The 22,903-nt window shown below is 65.7% G+C and carries 21 protein-coding genes; 4 read left to right on the plus strand and 17 right to left on the minus strand.

The genetic code is table 11. The features are described from left to right. Positions 1 to 37: 37 nt before the first annotated feature. Positions 38 to 805, minus strand: a complete 768-nt coding sequence (locus KF892_05405) for a hypothetical protein (GenBank protein MBX3624427.1) — start codon at positions 803 to 805, stop codon at positions 38 to 40. Positions 806 to 1,008: 203 nt separating this feature from the next. Here KF892_05405 and KF892_05410 point away from each other — a divergent pair, with 203 nt between their 5' ends. Both KF892_05410 and KF892_05415 read left to right on the plus strand, forming a co-directional pair. Further along, positions 1,009 to 1,908, plus strand: coding sequence for an alpha/beta hydrolase (locus KF892_05410; GenBank protein MBX3624428.1), 900 nt, complete (start codon positions 1,009 to 1,011; stop codon positions 1,906 to 1,908). Between the two features lie 248 nt (positions 1,909 to 2,156). Next, complete coding sequence (locus KF892_05415; GenBank protein MBX3624429.1) at positions 2,157 to 3,023, plus strand: alpha/beta hydrolase; 867 nt, start codon at positions 2,157 to 2,159, stop codon at positions 3,021 to 3,023. A gap of 51 nt (positions 3,024 to 3,074) precedes the next feature. Here the strand turns inward: KF892_05415 and KF892_05420 are convergent, their stop codons facing one another. The 16 genes from KF892_05420 to KF892_05495 form a co-directional block, all read right to left on the minus strand. After that, positions 3,075 to 4,322: a TIGR03862 family flavoprotein gene (locus KF892_05420; GenBank protein ID MBX3624430.1), complete on the minus strand. Its 1,248-nt coding sequence runs from the start codon at positions 4,320 to 4,322 to the stop codon at positions 3,075 to 3,077. Between the two features lie 76 nt (positions 4,323 to 4,398). Next, on the minus strand, positions 4,399 to 5,310 hold the full coding sequence (locus KF892_05425) for an SDR family oxidoreductase (protein MBX3624431.1): 912 nt from the start codon (positions 5,308 to 5,310) through the stop codon (positions 4,399 to 4,401). After that, positions 5,307 to 6,254, minus strand: a complete 948-nt coding sequence (locus KF892_05430) for a glutathione S-transferase family protein (protein MBX3624432.1) — start codon at positions 6,252 to 6,254, stop codon at positions 5,307 to 5,309. Before KF892_05430 ends, KF892_05425 begins: the two co-directional genes overlap by 4 nt. A 14-nt stretch (positions 6,255 to 6,268) precedes the next feature. Further along, positions 6,269 to 6,712, minus strand: coding sequence for a PaaI family thioesterase (locus KF892_05435; GenBank protein MBX3624433.1), 444 nt, complete (start codon positions 6,710 to 6,712; stop codon positions 6,269 to 6,271). Between the two features lie 15 nt (positions 6,713 to 6,727). Then, positions 6,728 to 7,519, minus strand: coding sequence for an SDR family oxidoreductase (locus tag KF892_05440; protein MBX3624434.1), 792 nt, complete (start codon positions 7,517 to 7,519; stop codon positions 6,728 to 6,730). Further along, entirely contained in the window at positions 7,516 to 7,734 is a 219-nt protein-coding gene (locus KF892_05445) for a hypothetical protein (protein ID MBX3624435.1), read from the minus strand. The genes KF892_05440 and KF892_05445 overlap by 4 nt, the downstream gene beginning before the upstream one ends. A gap of 2 nt (positions 7,735 to 7,736) precedes the next feature. Then, positions 7,737 to 9,566, minus strand: a complete 1,830-nt coding sequence (locus KF892_05450; GenBank protein ID MBX3624436.1) for an acyl-CoA dehydrogenase — start codon at positions 9,564 to 9,566, stop codon at positions 7,737 to 7,739. 85 nt (positions 9,567 to 9,651) lie between these two features. Then, a complete protein-coding gene (locus tag KF892_05455) occupies positions 9,652 to 10,827 on the minus strand; it encodes an acetyl-CoA C-acyltransferase (protein ID MBX3624437.1) in 1,176 nt (391 codons plus the stop codon). 25 nt (positions 10,828 to 10,852) lie between these two features. Then, positions 10,853 to 11,431: an HD domain-containing protein gene (locus KF892_05460; GenBank protein ID MBX3624438.1), complete on the minus strand. Its 579-nt coding sequence runs from the start codon at positions 11,429 to 11,431 to the stop codon at positions 10,853 to 10,855. A 13-nt stretch (positions 11,432 to 11,444) separates the two neighbouring features. Next, positions 11,445 to 13,538 carry an enoyl-CoA hydratase/isomerase family protein gene (locus tag KF892_05465; protein ID MBX3624439.1) on the minus strand — a complete coding sequence of 698 codons (2,094 nt, stop codon included), beginning with the start codon at positions 13,536 to 13,538 and terminating at the stop codon, positions 11,445 to 11,447. Between the two features lie 162 nt (positions 13,539 to 13,700). Beyond that, positions 13,701 to 14,396, minus strand: coding sequence for an ABC transporter ATP-binding protein (locus KF892_05470; protein MBX3624440.1), 696 nt, complete (start codon positions 14,394 to 14,396; stop codon positions 13,701 to 13,703). A gap of 89 nt (positions 14,397 to 14,485) precedes the next feature. After that, the gene (locus KF892_05475; GenBank protein MBX3624441.1) at positions 14,486 to 15,286 is read right to left on the minus strand and encodes an ABC transporter ATP-binding protein; all 801 of its coding nucleotides are present in this window, start codon (positions 15,284 to 15,286) and stop codon (positions 14,486 to 14,488) included. Further along, complete coding sequence (locus KF892_05480; GenBank protein MBX3624442.1) at positions 15,283 to 16,578, minus strand: branched-chain amino acid ABC transporter permease; 1,296 nt, start codon at positions 16,576 to 16,578, stop codon at positions 15,283 to 15,285. Before KF892_05480 ends, KF892_05475 begins: the two co-directional genes overlap by 4 nt. A gap of 1 nt (position 16,579) precedes the next feature. Beyond that, the gene (locus KF892_05485) at positions 16,580 to 17,527 is read right to left on the minus strand and encodes a branched-chain amino acid ABC transporter permease (GenBank protein MBX3624443.1); all 948 of its coding nucleotides are present in this window, start codon (positions 17,525 to 17,527) and stop codon (positions 16,580 to 16,582) included. A gap of 333 nt (positions 17,528 to 17,860) precedes the next feature. Further along, on the minus strand, positions 17,861 to 19,111 hold the full coding sequence (locus tag KF892_05490; protein MBX3624444.1) for a branched-chain amino acid ABC transporter substrate-binding protein: 1,251 nt from the start codon (positions 19,109 to 19,111) through the stop codon (positions 17,861 to 17,863). Positions 19,112 to 19,239: 128 nt separating this feature from the next. Continuing rightward, positions 19,240 to 20,883, minus strand: coding sequence for a fatty-acid--CoA ligase (locus tag KF892_05495; GenBank protein MBX3624445.1), 1,644 nt, complete (start codon positions 20,881 to 20,883; stop codon positions 19,240 to 19,242). A gap of 117 nt (positions 20,884 to 21,000) precedes the next feature. Here KF892_05495 and KF892_05500 point away from each other — a divergent pair, with 117 nt between their 5' ends. Then, positions 21,001 to 22,488 carry a YdiU family protein gene (locus tag KF892_05500; GenBank protein ID MBX3624446.1) on the plus strand — a complete coding sequence of 496 codons (1,488 nt, stop codon included), beginning with the start codon at positions 21,001 to 21,003 and terminating at the stop codon, positions 22,486 to 22,488. Next, positions 22,485 to 22,886, plus strand: a complete 402-nt coding sequence (msrB, locus tag KF892_05505) for a peptide-methionine (R)-S-oxide reductase MsrB (protein MBX3624447.1) — start codon at positions 22,485 to 22,487, stop codon at positions 22,884 to 22,886. The genes KF892_05500 and msrB overlap by 4 nt, the downstream gene beginning before the upstream one ends. The last annotated feature ends 17 nt before the right edge of the window (positions 22,887 to 22,903 follow it).

Raw genomic sequence — 22,903 nt, forward strand, 5'->3', positions numbered from 1 at the left:
GGGACGAAAAACGAAAGCGGCGAAGTGTGCCACACGGTCATTTCGCCTCGGACGCAGCCCCTTCGGATGGTTCGGGAACGATGCCACGCTGATCGGGCGGAAGCGTGGCGCGCAGCGCGTCGATCTGCTCTTTCTTCTGCGCCGGGCTCAGGTTCGGGTTCTGGTCGATCACGGCGGCCATCATCACGGCGCGAGCGTTGCGCAGGTCTTGCCCGAAGAGTGCGCTGGCCGTGCCGTCGTCGAAGTGGCGGCGCTGGATGAGGGCGACCTTCGCGAAGTAGTCGTCAACGCTTTCCGCCGTTTCAGGAATGGCCAGTTGCGCGCCCTCGCTGCGCAGGTCCACCTGGTAGCTGCGGTAGCCCTGCAGCAGCTTGAGCGCCTTCTCGGCTTCCTCCTTCGGCAAGCCCTGCCGCAGGGTGTATTCCAGCTTCGCGGTTTCCTCCGGGGTGGGTGGGTCCGACATCTGGAGCATGAGGGTGTCGAGCGTGGCCCGGGTGTCGGCGTCGACGTTCAGCCCGCCCCCGAACCCGAGCTGGAAAAGCCGGGAAACGTCCATGCGCGTACCAAGGACATCCACCTCCACGAGGGCCGGGTTGCCGCCTGAATCGCGGGCGCCGCCCGAAGGCGCCTCAAAGCCGCTTGGTTTTGTGTTTGAAGCGTTTCCGTGGATCGGCTCACTCGCCGTCGGGGCCTCGTTCGCCCCGAACCAGACCCCGCCCACCGCGGCGGCCACGAGAGCCACCCCGAGCCCGGCGAGGACAGCACGCCGCTTCCACCACGGCACATTGTTTAGATGCACAGCCATTCAAAAAATCTTTCTACCCAATCAGTATTGAGTTGCTACGACCCAGAAACCGCCCCGAAAGCCTCACATAAGTCGATAAATCGTGGATCAGGGAAATCGATGAAACGTTTTAAACGCACTGTCGTTCAACATTCGCGAGCCGAATTAGAACAGCCGTACACAAATAGTTCGTCCTCGGCGCTAGTTCAACCCCAGGAGACACCATGCAACTTGCACTGAACCCCACATTGCGCCATCTCGCGCGTTTCGCCAAGGCCTCCGTGCTGGCGGCCACCCTCGCCCTCACCGGCCTGGCCAACGCCCAGTACCAGAAGGGCCCGGACCCCACGGTCTCGGCGCTCGAGCGCACCGGCCCCTTCACCGTGCGCACCCAGACCGTCTCCCGCACTGCGGCGAGCGGCTTCGGCGGCGGCACCATCCACTACCCGACGGCCTCGGGCACCTACGGCGCGATCGCCGTCTCGCCGGGCTTCACGGCCTATGAGTCGTCGATCAGCTGGATCGGCACCCGCCTGGCCTCACATGGCTTCGTGGTCATCACCATCGACACCATCACCACGGGTGACCAGCCCGACAGCCGTGGCCGCCAGCTGAAGGCCGCGCTCGACTACGTGGTCGCGCAAAGCCGCCGCAGCACCAGCGGCGTGTACAACAAGGTCGACTCCAGCCGCCTCGGCGTGGCGGGCCATTCGATGGGTGGCGGCGGCACGCTCGCGGCAGCCCGCGACAACCCGTCGTACAAGGCGGCCGTGCCGCTCGCTCCGTGGCACACCACCAAGAGCTGGCGCACCGTGCGCGTTCCCACCCTGATCATCGGCGCCGAAAACGACGCCATCGCCGGGGTGGCCTCGCACTCGATCCCGTTCTACACGAGCCTGCCGTCGACCACCTCGAAGGGCTACGCCGAGCTGAACGGTGAAGGCCACTTCTTCCCGCAGCTGTCGTCGAACTACCCGATCGTCGGCCGCTACATGATCTCGTGGTTCAAGCGCTTCATGGACAACGACACGCGCTACAGCCCGTTCCTGTGCGGCAGCCAGCACCAGGGTGACCTGGGCGTCTTCGGCCCGTTCTCCGACTACCGCGAGAACTGCCCGTACTGATCCGGCGGTGAGTTGGCGCGCGACACGATCGCGCCCTCAAACCCACAGGGCGCCAGCCTCGGCTGCGCGCCCTGTTTCTTTTTTTGGGCCGCGACAACTCAGCAACGCCGTACAACGCAAAAAGAGCACGCTAGTGCACCATCCACGCGTCGACATTGAACGGGCGTCTAAAACCGCTTCTAGATCGGCGCCGATCCCAAAAACCAGGAGACACCATGCAAGTTGCTTCGAAGCCCACCCTGCGCCACCTGGCGCGATTCACGCAGGCATCCGTCCTCGCGGCTGCCGCCCTGTTCGCCGGCGTCGCCAGCGCGCAGTACCAGAAGGGCCCGGACCCCACGGTGGCCGGTCTCGAGCGTGACGGCACCTTCGCCATCCGCACCACCACCGTCTCGCGCCTGAGCGCCAGCGGCTTCGGCGGCGGCACCATCTACTACCCGACCGCCACCGGCAGCTACGGCGTTGTCGCCGTGTCGCCCGGCTTCACCGCCTACCAATCGTCGATCAGCTGGATCGGCAGCCGCCTCGCCTCGCACGGCTTCGTCGTCATCACCATCGACACCAACACCACCTCCGACCAGCCCGACAGCCGCGCACGCCAGCTGAAGGCCGCGCTCGACAAGGTCGTGAGCCTGGCCAGCAGCCGCACCAACGTGCTCTACGGCAAGGTCGACTCGTCGCGCCTGGCCGTGGCCGGCCACTCGATGGGCGGTGGCGGCAGCCTGGCGGCTGCGCGCGACTACCCGTCGCTCAAGGCGTCGGTGCCGCTGGCGCCGTGGCACACCACGAAGAGCTTCTCGACGGTGCGCGTGCCCACGCTGATCGTCGGTGCCGATGGCGACACCGTCGCGAGCGTGACCTCCCACTCGATCCCGTTCTACACGAGCATCCCGTCGAGCACACCCAAGGGCTACCTCGAGCTCAACAACGAAGACCACTTCTTCCCGCAAGACAGCGGCGAGTACGGCCTGGTCGGCAAGTACATGATCTCGTGGTTCAAGCGCTTCGTCGACAGCGACACCCGCTACAGCCCGTTCCTGTGCGGCGCTCCGCACCAGACGCAGATCGCCAACACGCTGCGTGTGTCCGACTCGCGCACGAACTGCCCGTACTGATCTTCAGTCGGGCCAAGGCACGCCGGCCGTCGGGAGACGCGCCGCGTGCCTTCAGCAAAGCCCTGACCACGCCAGTGCGCCGGCTCCCGCCGCGCGCCCGGTCGCCAGGCAAGCAGTGAGCAGGTAGCCGCCCGTCGGCGCCTCCCAATCGAGCATCTCACCCGCGCAGAAGATGCCGGGCCGCCGTGCCAGCATCAGGCGCTCGTCGAGTGCTTCGAAGCGCACGCCACCCGCGGTGCTGATGGCTTCGTCCAGCGGCCGTGCCGCCACCAGCTTCACCGGAAGGGCCTTGATCGCCTGCGCGAGCCGGCCTGCGTCGGCCAGCTCGTCCTTCGACAGCAGCTCGTGGAGCAGCCCGGCCTTGACGCCATGCAGCCCAAGCCGGCTCTTCAGGTGCGTGGACAACGAGCGCGGGCCACGCGGATGGGCCAGCTCGCCCCGCACCCAGTCGAGGCTGCGCGCCGGCAGCAGGTCGAGATGGATGAGCGCATCGCCGTGCGCCTCGATCTCTTCGCGCAGCCCGGCCGACGCGGCGTAGATGAGACTCCCCTCCAGGCCGGTCTGCGTGAGCACGCATTCCCCGACCTGATCGAAAGCCACGCCCTGCCGAGGCTGGAACGACAGGCGCACCGACTTCAACGGCTGCCCCGCGTACCGCTCCTGCAGGTGGGCCGACCAGCCGACGTCGAAGCCGCAGTTGGACGGCCGAAGCGGCGCGAGTTCGTCGGCCGACAGGCCCAGCCATTGCGCCCAGGCGCCATCGGAGCCAAGCCTCGCCCAGCTCGCACCACCGAGCGCGAGCACGACCGCATCGACCTCGACCGACTGCGCCCCGCCCGGAGCCTCGAACGCCAGCGTCACGCGGTCGCCTGCGGCCACGCCCTGGCAGCGGTGCCGCATGTGAAACCGGACTCCGGCCGCACGCAGCCGCTGCAGCCACGCGCGCAGCAACGGTGCCGCTTTCATGTCGGTGGGGAAGACGCGGCCCGATGAGCCCACGAAGGTGTCGACGCCCAGGCCCTGGGCCCAGGCCCGCAGTTGCTCGGGGCCGAAGCTGTGCAGCCAGTGTTCGAGATGCGCCCTCTGCGCGCCGTAGCGGCCGAGAAAGCGCTCCAGCGGCTCGCTGTGGGTGAGGTTGAGGCCCCCCTTGCCCGCGAGCAGGAACTTGCGGCCCACCGAGGGCATGCCGTCGTAGACGTCGACCTGCGCCCCGCCCTGCGCGGCCACCTCGGCGGCCATCAGGCCGGCCGGCCCTCCGCCCACGATGGCGATGTGCGGAGTTCGAGAAGGAGCGTTCATGGAGGCAGCAGGCGTTCGACGACAGCCCGCATTGTCGGCGGGGCAGCGCCTCCCCGCCGCTGCCTCCCGGAGACGATCAGTCGGCGGCGCGCAGCGCGGCCTTCAGCTGCTCGCCCAGCTCGGGCTTGGCGGCAAACGGGTCGGTCGGATTGCGGTGCTGCAGGATGTCTTCCATCCGCGTCTGCACACCACCGAGCGCGTGCGGGTGGCTGAAGATGTAGAAGCGGCCTTCGGCCACCGCATCGAACACCGACTGCGCCATCGTGGCCGCCGTCACCTTGCCGCTGCTCACGGCCTTGTCGCTCATGGCGCGGGCGATGAGCTGGCTCTTGGTGGGCTTGGCATCGGCGTCCGTCATCTCGGCCGGGCGGTTGCGTGCGCTCTTGCTGATGCCGGTCGGGATGAAATACGGGCACAGCACCGAGGCGCCGATCTGGTCGGTGACGAGACGCAGGTCTTGAAAGAGCGTCTCGCTCAAGGCCACCACCGCGTGCTTGGTCACGTTGTAGACGCCCATGTTCGGCGCATTCAGCATGCCGGCCATCGAGGCGGTGTTGACGATGTGGCCTTCGTAGGCGGGGTTCTTCTTCGCCGCGTCGAGCATCATCGGCGTGAAGACGCGCACGCCGTGGGCCACGCCCATCAGGTTGACGCCGACGACCCACTCCCAGTCTTTCAGCGACTGTTCCCAGATCAGGCCACCGCCGCCGACGCCGGCGTTGTTGAACACGAAGGTCGGCGCACCGAAGCGCTCGAAGGTGGCGGCGCCGAGTGCTTCCACTTCGGCTGCCTTGGCCACGTCGAGCTTGAAGGGCAACACCTTGGCACCCAGGCCTTCGATCTCGGCCGAGGCGGCGTCGAGCGCGTCTTTCTGCACGTCAGCCATCACGACGTTCATGCCGAGCTTGGCGGCGATGAGCGAGGCTTCGAGGCCGAAGCCCGAGCCCGCGCCGGTGATGACGGCAGTGCCGCCCTTGAAGTTCTTCATTTGCTTTCTCCTGAGTCAGTTTTCGGCTTCTTGATCTGGTAACCGATGCGCGGGAAGTGCACATGCAGCGTGCCGGCACGTGGGTCCTGGCGTTCGATCACCACTTCGTTCTGGTTGAGGCCGACCAGCACACCCGCGACGAGGTCGGTGGCGTAGTCGGTGGGTGACACCGTCACGGCGTCACCCGCTGCGAACCCGGCATCGGCCTCCACCTTCGTGGCCGCGAAGCCGTGGGTGCTTGCGGCCAGGTCGAGTGCAGCATCGCTGCGCATCTTCTCGGGCGTGCCGTGGCCGAAGGCGGCCACCCGCTCGTACCAGGCGAGCAGGCGGGTGAACGGTGCCAGCACGGTCGCCACCGGCGGCGCGCGGCGGATGTACCAGAGCGACTGCGCCACCGAGAAGTCGGCGATGCAGGCATGCGTGCCCAGCAGGAAGGGTCGCCCGTCAGCCAGCTCGGTGTCGAGCCAGCCAAAGTAGCTGGCGAGCTGAGCCGCGCCGTCGGCCACGGTGGCACGGCGCAGGTTGGGCGTCATCGCGGCCCGGTCGGCGGCGAAGGCCTTGAGGAAGTCGGGCGGTGCGTCGCCAAACAAGTGCTGCGCCCCGGCCGGCTGCATGGTGTACGGAATGGCGGCCCAGAAGAGCGTGGAGTCGGCCCACTGCGCGAGCATGTGCTGCAGGCCACCGGCGGCCACCGGGTACAGCGGCGGCTGCGGTGCCATCGCATCGATCACGCGGCACATCAGCGCGGTGTCGCAGTAGATGTCGGCACCGACCTGCAGGAAAGGCGTGCGCCGGTAACCGCCGGTGAGCGCCACCACGTCGGGCTTGGGCAGCATCACCGGCACCGTGACCGACTTCCACGCCAGGCCCTTGTAGCCGAGGATGAGGCGGACCTTCTCCGAGAAAGGCGAGCCCGCGTAGTGGTGCAGCACGAGGTCGGACATGAGCGTGTTCCTTTTCAATCCGACGCGTTGTTGCGCATGATCTTGCGGCCGCCTGCCGGCAGGCCCTTGAGGTACTTGAAGGTGCCGCTAGCCTGCGCGACGAGCGCGCCCTTTTCGTCGAACACCTGCGCTTCGCAGAACGCGAGCGAGGCGGTGCCATGCACCCGTTTGCCCTTCGCATGCAAGCGGCCAAGGCCCGGGCGCATGAAGCTCGTCTTCATCTCGATGGTGACGACGCCGATGCCGTTGCTCTGGCCTTCTCCGCTCATCCCCGTGGCACGCGCGGCATGCGCCATCGTCACGTCGAGCAGCGTCATCGTCACACCGCCGTGCGCCACGCTCCACGAGTTGCACAGCTCCTCGCGCAGCGTGACGGCAATCTCCGCTTCGCCGTCTTCGAACTTCAGCAGCTCGAAGCCGAGGTGTTCGACGAAGGGGATGAAGGTGTGGAACTTCATGACGCCGATGCCGGCTCAGCCGCCGTGGATGGCGGAGACGCCGCCGTCCACCGCGAGGATCTGCCCGGTGATGTGCTTGCCCGCGGCGGACGCAAACAACAGCGCCGCACCCTTCAGGTCATCGTCGTCGCCAATGCGTTGCAGCGGAGCACGCGAGGCCATCTTGTCGGTGCCCACGCGCTCGATCGTGCCCTTGGTCATCTTGCTCGGGAAGAAGCCCGGCGCGAGCGCGTTGACGGTGATGCCGTACTTGCCCCACTCGCCTGCCAGCGTGCGCGTGAAGTTGACGGCCGCGCCCTTGCTCGTGCCGTAGGCGATGTACTGGATGTCGGGGCCGGCGCCCGAGAGGCCGGCGATCGACGCCACATTGATGATGCGGCCCTGCTTGCGCGGGATCATGCTCAGCTTGCCAATGGCCTGGCTCATCAGGAAGATGCTCCGGATGTTGAGGTTCATCACCTTGTCCCACGCCTCGAGCGGGTAGTCCTCGGCCTTGGCGCCCCAGGTGGCGCCGGCGTTGTTGACGAGGATGTCGACGTTGCCCAGGCGCGCCATCGCATCGGCGGCGATGCGGTGGATCTCCTCGGGCACGCTCGCGTCGGCGGCGACCCAGAGCGCGTCGATACCGCGCGCCTTTAGGTGCGCGGCCGACTCTTCCAGGTCGGCGGCCTTGCGCGAGGTGAGCAGGATGCGCGCACCGGCCTCGCCGAGCGCTTCGGCGATCTGCAGGCCGAGGCCGCGCGAGCCGCCGGTGACGAGTGCGGTCTTGCCGCTGAGGTCGAAAAGTTTCTGGACGGGGGTGCTCATGGTGTTTTCTTCTCCGGTGCGGAAGCGTTGTCGTCTTTCATGCGCGAGCGCACGTAGATGAGGGCGAAGCCGAGCGCGGCGACCCCGCCGCCGATGGCAAGCACGGTGGTGCCGAGCGCGCTTTCGGTGCGTTGTACGTAAAGCCCGAGGCCGACGGCCAGCAAGCCGCCGTAGATCAGGACCCAGATGAGGTTGTCGACCGTCGTCGTCTTCATGCTCAGAACCAGTCGTCGTGCATCGTGCGGCAGGTGTCGTCGCGCGTCTCCACCACCTTGAGCCACGCCGGCACACGCGGCAGCTCGTAGCGGAAGAAGAAGCGCGCCGCGGCGAGCGTGCCCTGGCGCAGGTTCTCGTCGGTCTTCGACGCTTGCGCACAGAGCGCCACGTCGAGCCAGATCCAGGCGAGCACCGTGTGGCCGAAGGCCTGCAGGTAGGGCACCGCGTTGGCAAGCGCATCTTCCGGCACGCCGGTCGCCCAGGCCGCTTTGGTGGCGTTGCCCAGGTGCTTGAGCGCACCGGCCAGCGCGTTCGCGGGCTCGGCCCACTCGGGCGTCTGCACCGCGCGCTCGATCGTCGCGTTGACCTTGGCAGCCAGGAGCGCAAGGCCCTTGCCACCATCCATCACCACCTTGCGGCCCAGGAGGTCGAGCCCCTGGATGCCGTGCGTGCCTTCGTGGATCATGTTGAGGCGGTTGTCGCGCCAGTACTGCTCCACCGGGTAGTCACGCGTGTAGCCGTAGCCGCCGTGGATCTGGATCGCCAAGCTGTTGGCTTCCAGGCACCACTCGCTCGGCCAGCTCTTCGCGATGGGCGTGAGCATCTCCAGCAACAGGCCGGCTTCGGCGCGCTTGTCGGCGTCACCCGTGTGCAGTTCGTCGACGAGACGTGAGCAATACAGCTCCAGCGCGAGCGCGCCTTCGCAATACGACTTCTGCGCCAGCAGCATGCGCTTCACGTCGGCGTGCTGGATGATCGCGACCTGCGGCTGCTTGGCATCCTTGCCGCCCACACCGATCGGGCGACCTTGCGGCCGACCCTTCGCGTATTCGAGGCTCGCTTCGTAGCCCGCATACCCCAGCATTACCGCACCGAGGCCCACGCCGATGCGCGCCTCGTTCATCATGTGGAACATGCACTTGAGGCCGTCACCCGGCTTGCCCACGAGGTAGCCGATCGCACCGGCCTTGCCCCGCACCGGGTACTTGCCTTCGCCGAAGTTGAGCAGCGTGTTCGGGATGCCGCGGTAGCCGAGCTTGTGGTTCAGGCCGGCGAGTGCCACGTCATTGCGTTCACCGGTGAGCTTCGCGTCGGCGTCGACCAGCTTCTTCGGCACGATGAAGAGCGAGATGCCCTTGGTGCCGGGGATCAGGTTGCCATCCGGCCCGGGAATCTTGGCCAGCACCAGGTGCACGATGTTTTCGGTGAGCTCATGCTCGCCGTTGCTGATCCACATCTTGTTGCCGCGCAGGCGGTAGCGTGGGCCGAGCGGGTCGCGCTCGAAGTCGTCGCCATCGGGCGTGGCGCGGGTGAGGATGTCGGACAGCGACGAGCCGGCCTGCGGCTCGGAGAGGCACATGGTGCCGAAGAAGCGGCCGGCGAATTCGTTCTTCGCGAAGACGTTCTTCTGCGCTTCGGTGCCATGGGCCATCAGCAGGTTGGCGTTGCCGGCGGTCAGCATGCCGCCACCGCCGAGGCCGATGCTGGCCTTCGAGAAGAAGGTGTTGGCCGCCATCTCCACGACGCAGGGGAGCTGCATGCCGCCCACGTCGTAGTCTTGCGCGGCGGCCAGCATGCCGGATTCGACATACGCCTTGGCCGCGTCGTGCGAGGCCTGCGGCAGGATCACCTTCTCGCCGTCGAAGTGCGGCTCCTGCGTGTCGGACAGGCGGTTGAACGGCAAGAACTTGTCGCGCGCGATCCGCTCGCAGGTGTCGAGCACCGACGAGAAGGTCTCGCGCGAATGGTCGTTGAATCGCTCGCGTTGGGTGAGCTGCTCGGCAGCGAGCCAGTCGTAGAGCAGGAAGTCGAGGGTGGCGCGGTAGGTCATGGAAATATCCGTTCGCCCTGAGCTTGTCGAAGGGCTGGTGCGATGCGAGAGGGCTTCGACAGGCTCAGCCCGAACGGTGGCGGTCTCAGAGCACTTCGAACACGCCCGCAGCACCCATGCCGCCGCCGATGCACATGGTCACCACCACCCGTTTCGCACCGCGGCGCTTGCCTTCGATGAGCGCGTGGCCGGTGAGGCGCTGGCCGCTCACGCCATAGGGGTGGCCGACCGCAATCGCGCCGCCATTGACGTTGAGGCGGTCCATCGGGATGCCCAGCGTGTCGGCGCAATACAGCACCTGCACGGCGAAGGCTTCGTTGAGTTCCCAGAGGTCGATGTCGCTGACCTTGAGGCCGAGTTTCTTCAGCACCTTGGGCACGGCGAAGACCGGGCCGATGCCCATCTCGTCGGGCTCGCAGCCAGCCACCGCAAAGCCGAGGAAGCGGCCCAGCGGCTTGAAGCCGCGCTGCTCGGCCAGCTTCTCGTTCATCAGCACGCAGGCGCCGGCGCCGTCGCTGAACTGGCTCGCGTTGCCGGCGGTGATGAGGCCGCCCGGCAGTGCGGGCTTGATGCCGGCGATGCCTTCTTTCGTGGTGCCGGCGCGCAGACCTTCGTCGGCGCTGATCGTCACTTCCTTGGTGCGCAGGCCCATCACCGGGTCGGCCACGCCCGCCACGGTGGTGACCGAGATCATCTCGGCGTTGAACTTGCCGGCTTCCTGCGCCGCGCAGGCCTTCTGCTGGCTGGCGGCACCGTACTCGTCCATGCGGTCGCGGCCGATGTTGTAGCGCTTGGCCACCTGCTCGGCGGTCTGCAGCATGCTCCAGTAGATCTCGGGCTTGTGCTCCTTCAGCCAGCCGTCGGCGGCCATGTGGCGGTTGGCTTCGTTCTGTACGCAGGAGATGCTCTCCACGCCACCAGCCACGTACACGTCGCCCTCGCCCGCGATGATGCGCTGGGCGGCGGTGGCGATGGTCTGCAGGCCGCTGGAGCAGAAGCGGTTGATGGTCATGCCGCTGGTCGTGATCGGCAGGCCGGCGCGCAGTGCGATCTGGCGGGCGATGTTGCCGCCGGTCGCGCCTTCGGGTGTGGCGCAGCCCATGATCACGTCATCGACCTCGGCCCCTTCGATGCCGGCGCGCTCGACGGCGGCCTTCACCGCAAAGCCGCCCAAGGTCGCACCGTGGGTCATGTTGAAGGCACCCTTCCAGCTCTTGGCGAGCGGCGTGCGGGCGGTGGAAACGATCACGGCTGAGGTCATGGGGTACTCCGAGGTGTTCTTGGGATCAAGCCGCCTTCTGGGCCGGCAGGTAGATGCTGTTCTTGGGCTTGGCGAAGACCTTGCGCAACGCGGGCTCGAACTCACTGATGGGCAACGTCTCAGCCTTCGGGTCGAAGGCCGGGTTGTCGTAGAGCGCGCAGAACTCGGCCGTGCGCTCGTAGCTCGGGTGGCCTTCGAACTGGTCGCGCAAGTGACGGTCGAGGCCCAGGTGGTGGAAGAAGTAGTAGCCCTGGAAGATGCCGTGGTTCTGCACCATCCAGAGGTTCTCGGCGCTGACCCAGGGCTTCAAGATCGCCGCGGCGATGTCGAAGTGGTTGGCCGGGCCGAGCGTGTCGCCGATGTCGTGCAGCAGCGCGCACACCACGTACTCGTCGTCGCGGCCGTCCTTCATCGCGCGCGTGGCGGTCTGCAGCGAGTGGGTGTAGCGGTCGACGGGAAAGCCGCCGTAGTCGCCTTCGAGAAGCTTCAGGTGCGCGATGAGGCGATCGGGAAGGCCGCGCTGAAAGGCGCCGGCTTCTTCTTTGATGATGGACCAGTCTTCGGCGGTGCTGGTCTCCATGCTGGTGAAGGTGGCGCGTTTCATCGGCAGTGTCTCCTTAGCTGAACGTCTTGCCCTCGGCCGCTAGCTTGGCAAGCAGCGGCGCCGGCTCCCAGAACTTCGCATCGTCGAGCGGGTTCTTCTGGAAGCGCTTCATGGCCGCGACCACGTTGAAGAGGCCTTGCGTGTCGGCATAGCACATCGGGCCGCCGCGGAAGGCGGGGAAGCCGTAGCCGGTGAGGTAGACCATGTCGATGTCGGACGCGCGCAGCGCGATGCCCTCTTCGAGGATCTTGGCACCTTCGTTCACGAGCGCGTAGACCAGGCGCTGCACGATCTCCTGGTCGCTGATCTTGCGCGGGGTGATGCCCTTCTCGGCCCGCACCTTCTCGATCATCGCGACCACTTCCTTCGACGGGATCGCATCGCGCTTGCCGGGCTTGTAGTCGTACCAGCCGGCATTGGTCTTTTGGCCGTAGCGGCCCATCTCACACAGCACGTCGGCCGTCTTGCTGTAGATCATGTCGGGCTGCTCGACGTAGCGGCGCTTGCGGATGTACCAGCCGATGTCGTTGCCGGCGAGGTCGCCCATGCGGAATGGGCCCATCGCGAAGCCGAACTTCTCGATCGCGCGGTCAACCTGCTCGGGCGTGGCGCCCTCTTCCAGCAGGAAGCCGCCCTGGCGCGAGTACTGCTCGATCATGCGGTTGCCGATGAAGCCATCGCACACGCCCGAGACCACGCAGGTCTTCTTGATCTTCTTGCCGAGCGCCATCACGGTGGCGAGCACGTCTTTCGCCGTCTTCTCGCCGCGAATGACTTCCAGCAGCTTCATCACATTGGCCGGGCTGAAGAAGTGCGTACCGATCACGTCCTGCGGGCGCTTGGTGAAAGCGGCGATCTGGTTCACGTCGAGCGTGGAAGTGTTGCTCGCAAGGATGGCGCCGGGCTTCATCACCTCGTCGAGCGCCTTGAACACCTTCTCCTTCACGCCCATGTCTTCGAACACGGCCTCGATCACCATGTCGGCGTCTTTCAGGTCGCCGTAGTTGAGCGTGGTGGTGAGCAGCGCCATGCGCTCGTCGAGCTTCTCCTGCTTGAGCTTGCCCTTCTTGACCTGCGCTTCGTAGTTCTTGCGGATGGTGGCGACGCCGCGGTCAAGCGCCTCCTGCTTCATCTCGAGCATCACCACCGGCAGGCCGGCGTTGAGGAAGTTCATCGCGATGCCACCACCCATGGTCCCGGCACCGATGATGGCGAGCTTCTTCACATCGCGCACCGGCGTGTCGGCCGGCACGTCGGGGATCTTGCTCGCGGCGCGCTCGGCCACGAACACATGGCGCAGTGCACGGCTCTCGGGCGTGAGCATCAGTGACTGGAAGGTCACGAGCTCCAAGCGCATGCCTTCGTCGAAGGGCTTGTAGACGGCGTTGGCCACGGCCTCGACGCATTGCAGTGGCGCCGGGTAGTTGCGCGACATCGCGCCGACGGTGTTGCGGGCGAACTGGTAGTAGCCGTCGGCGTTGGGGTGCGTGGCCTTGAGGTTGCGCACGAGCGGCAGCGGGCGCTTGTCGGCGACTTCAGCGGCCAGTGCGAGCGCAGCGTTGAGAACGTCGCCGTCGACCAGCTTGTCGAACAGCTTCTGGCCCGGCAGCGACGCGAGCATTTCGCTCTTTACCGGCTCGCCGCTCACGATCATGTTCAGCGCAGCTTCGACGCCGAGCACGCGCGGCAGGCGTTGCGTACCACCGGCACCGGGCAGCAGGCCGAGCTTCACTTCAGGCAGCGCCACTTGCGTGCCTTTGGCCGCCACGCGGTAGTGGCAGCCAAGTGCCAACTCCAACCCGCCCCCCATGCACACGCCGTGGATCGCGGTCACCACCGGCTTGCTCGACGCTTCGACGGCAGCGATCACGCTCAGCAGGTTCGGCTCGGCCATTGCCTTGGGCGAACCGAATTCCTTGATGTCGGCGCCACCGGAAAACGCGTTGCCGGCGCCAGTGATCACGACGGCCTTCACGGCGCCGTCGGCCTCGGCCTTTTCCAGCCCTTGCGTGATGCCCAGCCGGGTGGCATGACCCAGGCCGTTGACCGGCGGATTGTTCAGCGTGATGACGGCGACGCTGCCGCGCAATTCATAGGTGGCGCTCATGGCGGATGACCCTTCTGAAGCCGGATGGAACGGCAAAAAGCGAACGATCGTTCGAGTCTAGAAAACAGAACGGCCGGCTCCTGTCTCGTCAGCGACAAACCGGCGGGCCGGGGTGTCGTGCGAAGCAGTGCCGGCCGAGGTGGCTCGCGGCTTCAGTCGATCTTAGACCTCCAGCCACTCCTTGCGAATGGCCGCGTCAGCGCGCAGCTGGGCCGGCGTTCCTTCGAACACCACCTGGCCGTGGCCCATCACGTAGCAACGCTCCGAGATCTCGAGCGCGATGGTGAGCTTCTGCTCGACCAGCAGCACCGAGATGCCACGGCGCTTGAGTTCCTTCAGGTACTCGGCCACGAGTTCGACGATCTTGGGCGCGAGGCCTTCGGTCGGCTCGTCGATCATGATGAGGTCGGGGTCGCCCATCAGCGTGCGGCACAGCGTGAGCATCTGCTGCTCGCCACCCGAGAGCACGCCGGCCTCGGTGTGCTGGCGCTCCTTGAGCCGCGGGAACATCTGGTACATGTCGTCGAACGACCAGCGCGGCTTCTTGCTCGTGCCTTTCTCCCCGAGCATCAGGTTCTGGTGCACGGTGAGCTTGGGGAAGATGTCGCGGTTCTCGGGCACGTAGCCGATGCCGGCGTGGGCGATCTGGAAGGCCTTCTTGCCGAGGATTTCTTGATCGCGCCACTTGACCGAGCCGTGGCCGTCGACCAGGCCCATGATCGTCTTGGCAGTGGTCGAGCGACCCGAGCCGTTGCGGCCCAGCAGCGCCACGATCTCGCCCGGCTTCACGTCGAGGTTCACGCCATGCAGCACATGGCTCTTGCCGTAGAAGGCGTGCAGGTCTTTGAGTTGAAGCATCGTCATGTCAGGCCTCCTGCCGGGCCGTCCCAAAGGAGGCCTGCGCCCCCTCGGGGGGAAGTGAACGGAGTGAACGTGGGGGCGTCATGTCAGTGCCCCGCAGCTTGCTGTTCGGCCAGCACGGAGCCGAGATAGGCCTCCTGCACACGCGCATTGGCGCGCACGGCATCGGGCGTGTCGAAGGCGATCACCTCGCCGTACACCAGCACGGCGATCTTGTCGGCCAGGCCGAACACCACGCCCATGTCGTGCTCCACGGTGAGCAGCGTCTTGCCGACGGTGATCTCTCGGATGAGCTGGATGAAGCGCGAGGTCTCGCTCTTGCTCATGCCGGCGGTCGGCTCGTCGAGCAGGATCACGCTGGCACCGCCGGCGATGGTGATGCCGACCTCGAGCGCACGCTGTTCGGCGTAGGTGAGGTTCATCGCCGCTTCGTCGCGCTTGGCTTCGAGCTTGATCATTCGCATGACCTGCTCGGCGCGGTCATTCGCGTCGTGCAGGTTGGCGAGGAACTTCCAGAACACGTAGCGATAGCCCATCGACCACAGCACCGCGCAGCGGATGTTCTCGAACACCGACAGGCGCCCGAAGAGGTTGGACACCTGGAAGCTGCGCGCGAGCCCGCGGCGGCTGATCTCGAACGGCCGCAGGCCGTCAATGCGCTGGCCATGCAGCTTGATCTCGCCACTCGTGAGACCGAAGCGGCCGCTGATCAGGTTGAACAGCGTGGACTTGCCGGCGCCGTTGGGGCCGATGATGGCCACACGCTCGCCTTCCTTCACCTTGAGCGAAGCGCCACGGATGATTTCGGTCTTGCCGAAGCTCTTGCGGCAGTCATTGAGCTCGATGGCCCAACCGCCCTTGTCGTTTGCCACGTTGCCCTGGCTCATGCAGCACCTCTGCGGTGAATCTCTTTTTCGATTTCTTCCTGGATGGCGCCCCACTTCGCATGGAAGCGGCGACGCACCAGCTCGAACAGCCCACCACCCACCAGCAGCAGCGCGGCTGCTCCGATCCAGTTGGTCATGTCCTTGGTGTTGAGCACCTGGCCCATGAACTTGATGGTGTCGCCGGTGCCGGCTTCGAGCTGCACGTGATAGACCATCTCGATGATGGCGGCACCACCGACCAGCCACACCACGGTGGTGAGGAAGAGGCCCACGTAGCTCAGGGCCAGACGCTTCCACTTGCCGAACGCCGCCACGCGCACGTTCATCATGATCAGGCTGGCGATGCCGCCGGGGGCGAACATCACCATCACCAGGAACACGATGCCGAGGTACAGCAGCCAGGCCTTCGTCATCTCAGACAGCAGCACGAAGGCCAGCACCGCCAGCACCGCGCCGATGATCGGGCCGAAGAAGAACGAGGCACCCCCGAGGAAGGTGAACAGCAGGTAGCCGCCCGAGCGCGCCGCGCCCACCGACTCGGCCGTCACGATCTCGAAGTTGATCGCCGTCAGGCCGCCACCGATGCCGGCGAAGAAGCCGGCGATGATGAAGGCGATGTAGCGCACCACCTGGGTGTTGTAGCCGACGAACTCCACACGCTCCGGGTTGTCGCGCACCGCATTGAGCATGCGGCCAAGCGGCGTGCGCGTCAGCATGAACATCAGGCCGGTGCAGACGAAGCAGTAGACCGCGATCAGGTAGTACACCTGGAGGCCCGGGCCGAAGGTGATGCCGAAGAACGGCTCGCCGACCACGCGGTTGCCGCTCACGCCGCCCTCGCCGCCGAAGAAGCCCGAGAACATCAGCGACATCGCGAACACCAGCTCGCCCACACCCAGCGTGATCATCGCGAAGGTGTTGGCCGCCTTCTTGGTGGTCACCCACCCGAGCAGTGCGGCGATGCTCGCCCCCGCCAGCCCGCCCACGATGGGCAACAGGCTCACGGGAATCGGCAGCTTGCCACCGCCCACGAGGTTGAGCGCATGGATCGTGAAGAACGCGCCCAGGCCGGTGTAGACGGCATGGCCGAAGCTCAGCATGCCGCCTTGGCCGAGCAGCATGTTGTAGCTGAGGCAGATGATGATCATGTAGCCCATCTGCGACAGCACCGTCAGCGCCAAGCTGCTCTTGAAGAGCAGCGGGGCCACCAGCAGGAGCAGTGCAAAGCCGCTCCACAGCAGAAGACGGCCCACGTTGAAGGGCTGGAATTGGAAGTATTGTGTTTTGCTCATGTCAGCCCTCACGCGTGCCCATGAGGCCCTTCGGGCGGAAGATCAGCATCAGCACCAGCAGGACATAGGGAAGGATCGGGGCCACCTGCGAGATCTTGAGTTCCATCAGGGGGTAGCCGAAAGTGGACGGAGAGACGCTCACGTTGAGATGGCGCAGCGCCGTCAGCACCGACTGGTCCATCGCGACGGCAAAGGTCTGCACGATGCCGATGAGCAACGACGCGGCAAACGCGCCGGCCAGCGAGCCCATGCCACCCACCACCACCACCACGAAGATGATCGGGCCGACCGCAGCGGCCATGCCGGGCTCGGTGACGTAGGCGTTGCCGCCGATCACACCGGCAAGGCCTGCAAGCGCAGCACCGCCGCCGAACACCAGCATGAAGACGCGCGGCACGTTATGGCCGAGCGCTTCGGACATCTCAGGGTGCGTCAGCGCCGACTGGATGATGAGGCCGATGCGGGTCTTGGCCAGCAGCAGCCAGACCGAGAAGAGCATCAGCAAGGCGACCAGCATCATGAAGCCGCGGTACATCGGGAACTGCGTGCCGTAGATCGTGAACAGCGGGCCACTGAGAGCCTCGGGCACCTTGTAGTCGACCGGCAGGCGCCCCCAGGTGAGCTGCACCAGCTCGAGCAGCACGAACGACAGGCCGAAGGTGATCAGCAGTTCGGGCACGTGGCCGAACTTGTGCACGCGGCGCAGGAAGAAACGCTCGAAAGCCGCACCGGCCAGGAAGGCCAGCAGCGGGGCCACGATCAGCGCGGGCCAGTAGCCCACGTATTTCATCGTGGTGAACGCGAAGTAGGCGCCGAGCATGTAGAAGCTGGCATGGGCGAAATTGAGCACGCCCATCATGCTGAAGATCAGGGTCAAGCCCGAACTCAGCATGAACAGCAGCAGCCCGTAGCTGATGCCGTTCAGTAGCGATATGGTGAAGAACTCCATCGCGTCGTCAGGTCCAATTGGTGAGTGTGGAAAGCCGATGTACGCATGCGTGGCAAGCCATGCGAAGCCGAAGCATTGCTGCCGCAAAAAAACACGGCAGCGTACTACGTGGCGTAACGCTGCGCGGTCGCGGTCGAGACACGATCAGTACCTCGCCCACCCGTGCGCGAGCAGTGCGCACCGTAGTTGATTTCCAGGGTGCCCGAGATAGGGACTACCCCGCTGCAACGCACAAAAAGAGGCAAGCCCGTGAAGACTTGCCTCTCTTTGCAGAGACATGCAGAGATCGCTCGCAGAAGGCCTTCGCAGACCTTCCGCAAGCGGGCTCGGGAATCAGCCCGGGCGCTTCATCTGGCAGGTGGTCGGGGTGCTGGCCACATACGGCTCGAACACCTTCTCGGCGTGCCAGGTGTTGCCGGTGTTCTCACGGTTCACCGGGTTCTTCTTGTCGACCTTGTTCCAGCTGGCCAGGTACAGCGTCTGCTGCAGCTGGTGGTCGCTGGCGCGCATCTGGATGTCACCCGAGTACGACTTGACCGACAGGCCTTCCATCGCCTTGGCGACCTTCACCGGGTCGGTCGACTTGGCCTTGGCAATGCCGCCGCTGAGGATGTCGAACAGCGACAGCGAGGTGGCGGTGCTGAAGTCTTCACCCTTGAAGCGGGTCTCGAAGGCCTTCATGGCTTCCTGGTACTCGCCCGGCAGGTTCGGGTAGCCCGGGTAGACATAGCGCACCTTGCCCAGGCCGTAGTTGCCCAGCGCGGTCGGCGAGCCGGCAGCGCCAGCGTAGTAGGTGTACCAGTTGACGTTCAGGCCGGCGTCTTGGGCGGCCTTGAACAGCAGGGCCATGTCGTTGCCCCAGTTGCCGGTGATCACGGTGTCGGCACCCGACTGCTTGATCTTGGCGACGTAAGGCGAGAAGTCCTTCACCTGGGCGATGGGGTGCAGGTCTTCGCCGACGATCTGCACGTCGGGGCGCTTGCGGGCCAGGTTTTCCTTGGCGAACTTGGCGACCTGATGGCCGTGCGAGTAGTTCTGACCAATGATGTAGACCTTCTTGATGTCCTTCTGGTCCTTCATGTAGGTCGTCATCGCTTCCATCTTCATCGACGTGTCGGCGTCGAAGCGGAAGTGCCAGTAGTTGCACTTGCTGTTGGTCAGGTCAGGGTCGACCGCAGCGTAGTTGAGCAGGATGACTTCCTTGCCGGGGTTGCGCTCGTTGTGCTTGCTGATGGCGTCGATCAGGGCCATGGCGGGGGCCGAACCATTGCCGTTGACGATGTAGCGGATGTTCTGGTCGATGACGGCCTTCAGGACGCTCAGGCTTTCCTGGGCCGAACCCTTGTTGTCGAACGGAACGATCTCGTACTTCACGCCCGCCGGGTTGCCCTTGCCGCTCTTGCGATCGGCGACGGACTGGAAGGTGTGCAAGATGTTCGTGCCGATGTTGGCCATCGGACCCGACAGCGGGTCAACGAATGCCAGCTTGACGGTCTCCCCGGCCTGGGCGAACGCTGCGCTCACGCTGAGCGACAGGGCCGCTGCGGCCACCGACATGCCGAACATCTTCTTCGCGAATTTCATGACTTCTCCTTGGTGCACAAAAAACAAAACCCCATGAACATACCTGAATAGACCCTTCGGCCGATTCAAGGATTACCCGGAATCGCACGACAGTGCAAACCCTCTCTCCCGCTCTGCAGAACTGGCGTCTAACCAGGGAGCTGATGGTCTTTGAACGTCTCTCGCAACTTGAGTTTCTGGATCTTGCCGGTCGCCGTATGAGGGATTTCGCTAACGAAGGCCACGTCGTCCGGGATCTGCCACTTCGCGATGCGGCCCTCGAAGAACCCGAGCAGCTCTTCGCGGGTCAGCTCGGCGCCCGGCTTCTTCACGACGACCAGCAAGGGGCGCTCGTCCCACTTCGGGTGCCGGCAGGCGATGGCCGCGGCCTCGTGCACCGCCGGGTGGGCCATTGCGATGTTCTCGAGGTCGATGGAGCTGATCCATTCGCCGCCGGACTTGATCACGTCCTTGCTGCGGTCGGTGATCTGCATGAAGCCGTCGGCATCGATGGTGGCCACGTCGCCGGTCGGGAACCACTCGAGCCCTTCGACCTTCACGAGTGGTGACTCTTCGCGCTGGTAGTAGCTGGCGATGACCCAGGGGCCTCTCACCACCAGGTTGCCCGACGCCTTGCCATCCCACGGCAGCGGCTTGTTGTCGTCATCGAGGATCAGCATGTCGACGCCGTAGACCACACGCCCTTGCGTGAACTGCAGGCGCTCCTTGGCTTCCTTGCTGAGCGACACGTGCTTGCCCTTGAGCTTGGCCAGCGTGCCGAGCGGCGACATCTCGGTCATGCCCCACGCATGGATCACTTCGACGCCGAACTCGTCTTGCAGCGTGCGCAGCATCGACGGCGGGCAGGCCGAGCCGCCGATCACCGTGCGCTTGAAGGTGCTGAACTTGAGGTCGTTCTGCTTCACGTAGTTGAGGAGGCCGAGCCACACGGTCGGCACGCCGGCGCTGAAGGTGACCTTCTCGGTCTCGAAGAGCTCGTGCAATGACTTGCCGTCGAGGTGCGGCCCCGGCATCACGAGCTTGGCGCCGACGAGCGCCGCGGAATACGGCAGCCCCCAGGCGTTGACGTGGAACATCGGCACCACCGGAAGGATGGTGTCGGCCGCCGAGCAACCCAGCGCATCGGGCAAGGCGCTCGCGTAGGCGTGCAGCAGCGTCGAGCGGTGGCTGTAGACGGCGCCCTTGGGGTTGCCGGTGGTGCCCGAGGTGTAGCAGATGCTCGAGGCGGTGCTCTCGTCGAACTCGGGCCAGGCGTAGTGGCCGTCTTCGGCCTCCACCAGCTCGTCGTAGCAGAGCAGGCCCTTCAGGCTGCTGGCGGCCGGCATGTGCGCGCGGTCGGTCATCAGCACGAAGTGCTTCACGCTCTTGAGCATCGGCGCGATCTTCTCCACCAGCGGCAGGAAGGTGAGGTCGAAGCACAGCACCTTGTCCTTCGCGTCTTCGGCGATCCAGACGATCTGCTCCGGGAAGAGCCGCGGGTTGATGGTGTGGCACACCAGCGCCGAGCCGGAAGCAGCATAGTAGATCTCGAGGTGCCGGTAGCCGTTCCAGGCCAGCGTGCCCACGCGGTCGCCGGCTTCGCAGCCGAGCCGCGCGAAGGCCTGCGCCAGCTTGCGCGCACGCAGTTCGCAGTCCTTGTAGGTGTAGCGGTGGATGTCGCCTTCGGTGCGCTTGGAGACGATCTCGGTGTCGGCCGAATGCCGCGCCGCGTGCTTGATGAGCGACGAGATCATCAGCGGCATTTCCATCATCTGGCCCATCAGGTGCGCCATGTTCTTACCTCGTGAGATTGCTGCAATGCAACGGATGATAGGAACGAGGCAAGATGCGCGATTTCACTGTTTACCCCTAGAGAAATCGCAGTCGGACGCGCTCGCTACACTGCCGCGATGGTTGAAGTTTTCGATGGCGCCGAAGCGTCGGTTGTGCTTGAGCGCCGATGGCCGAATCGCTTTGCCACGCTGGGCGATCGTTTCTACACGCCCATGCAGCCGCAAGGCCTGCCCGAGCCCCATTGGGTCGCGTGGAGCGAGCGGTGCGCCGAGCTGCTGGGCTGGCAAGGCCAACGCGACGAGCTGCTGCCGGTCTTGAGCGGCAATGCCTCGCTGCCCGGCATGCAGCCGCTGGCCAGCGTCTACAGCGGCCACCAGTTCGGCGTGTGGGCGGGCCAGCTGGGCGACGGCCGCGCGCACCTGCTCGGTGAGCTCGACACGGCCAGCGGGCCGATGGAGATCCAGCTCAAGGGCGCCGGCCTCACGCCCTACTCGCGCATGGGCGACGGGCGTGCGGTGCTGCGCTCGTCGATCCGGGAGTTCCTGTGCTCGGAGGCGATGGCCGCACTCGGCGTGCCGACGACGCGCGCCCTGTGCATCACCGGCTCGGCCCTCCCCGTGCGCCGCGAAACCCTCGAGACGGCGGCGGTGGTCACGCGCGTGGCGCCGAGCTTCATCCGCTTCGGGCACTTCGAGCATTTCACGCACACCGCCGAAGACACCGAGGCGCTTCGTCAGCTCGCCGACTTCGTCATCGCCCACCACTACCCCGAGTGCGCCACTTTGGCGCAGCCCTATGCGGCTCTGCTCGAAGCGGTGGCGCGCAAGACGGCCGAGCTGATGGCCTGGTGGCAGGCCGTGGGCTTCTGCCACGGCGTGATGAACACCGACAACATGTCGATCCTCGGCCTCACCATCGACTATGGGCCCTTCGGCTTCCTCGATGCCTTCGACCCCGGCCACGTCTGCAACCACTCTGACCACCAGGGCCGCTATGCCTATGCGCGGCAACCCAACGTGGGCTTCTGGAACTTGCACGCGCTCGCACAAGGGCTGATGCCGCTGATCGACGATGCCGACGCCGCGCTTGCCGCGCTCGAGCCCTACAAGACAGCCTTCCCCCAGGCCCTCACGCGGCAGATGCGCGCAAAGCTCGGCCTCGCGACCGAGCACGACGGCGACATGGCGCTGATCGACGGCCTGCTCAAGTGCATGGCCGCCGACCGCACCGACTTCAGCATCACCTTCCGCCGCCTCGCCCAGTTCAACTCGGCCGAAGGCGCGAGCAACGATGTGGTGCGCGACATGTTCCTCGACCGCCCCGCCTTCGACGCCTGGGCGCAGGCCTACAGTGCGCGCCTGCGCGCCGAAGGCAGCGTCGATGCCGAGCGCGCAGCGCGCATGAACCGCGCGAATCCGAAATACGTCTTGCGCAACCACCTGGCCGAGGTCGCGATCCGCGCGGCCGAGCAAGGCGACTTCAGCGAGACACACAAACTGCTGAAAGTTCTGGAGCGTCCCTACGACGAACAACCCGAGCATTCGGCCTATGCCGACTTCCCGCCCGAATGGGCGAAAACTATCGAAGTGTCGTGTTCATCATGAGCAAGTACAAAGTTGAAAAGTCAGATGCAGAGTGGCGGGCGCAGCTCGACCCGATGCAATACGAAGTGGCGCGCCACGCGGCCACCGAGCGCGCCTTCACCGGCAAGTACTGGGATCACTTCCAGAAGGGCCAGTACAACTGCATCGGCTGCGGCACGCCGCTCTTCAAGTCCGACACCAAGTTCGACGCCGGCTGCGGCTGGCCGAGCTACTGGGAGCCGATCAACAGCGAAGTGATCGAGCGCGTGGTCGACAAGAGCCACGGCATGGTGCGCGTCGAAGTCCGCTGCAACAACTGTGGCTCGCACCTCGGCCACGTCTTCGAAGACGGCCCCGCCCCCACCGGCGACCGCTACTGCATCAATTCGGCGGCGATAGACTTCAAGCCTTCGACCTGACCCCCGCGGCGCCTCGC

Source organism: Rhizobacter sp., from assembly GCA_019635355.1.
GTDB lineage: Bacteria > Pseudomonadota > Gammaproteobacteria > Burkholderiales > Burkholderiaceae_C > Rhizobacter.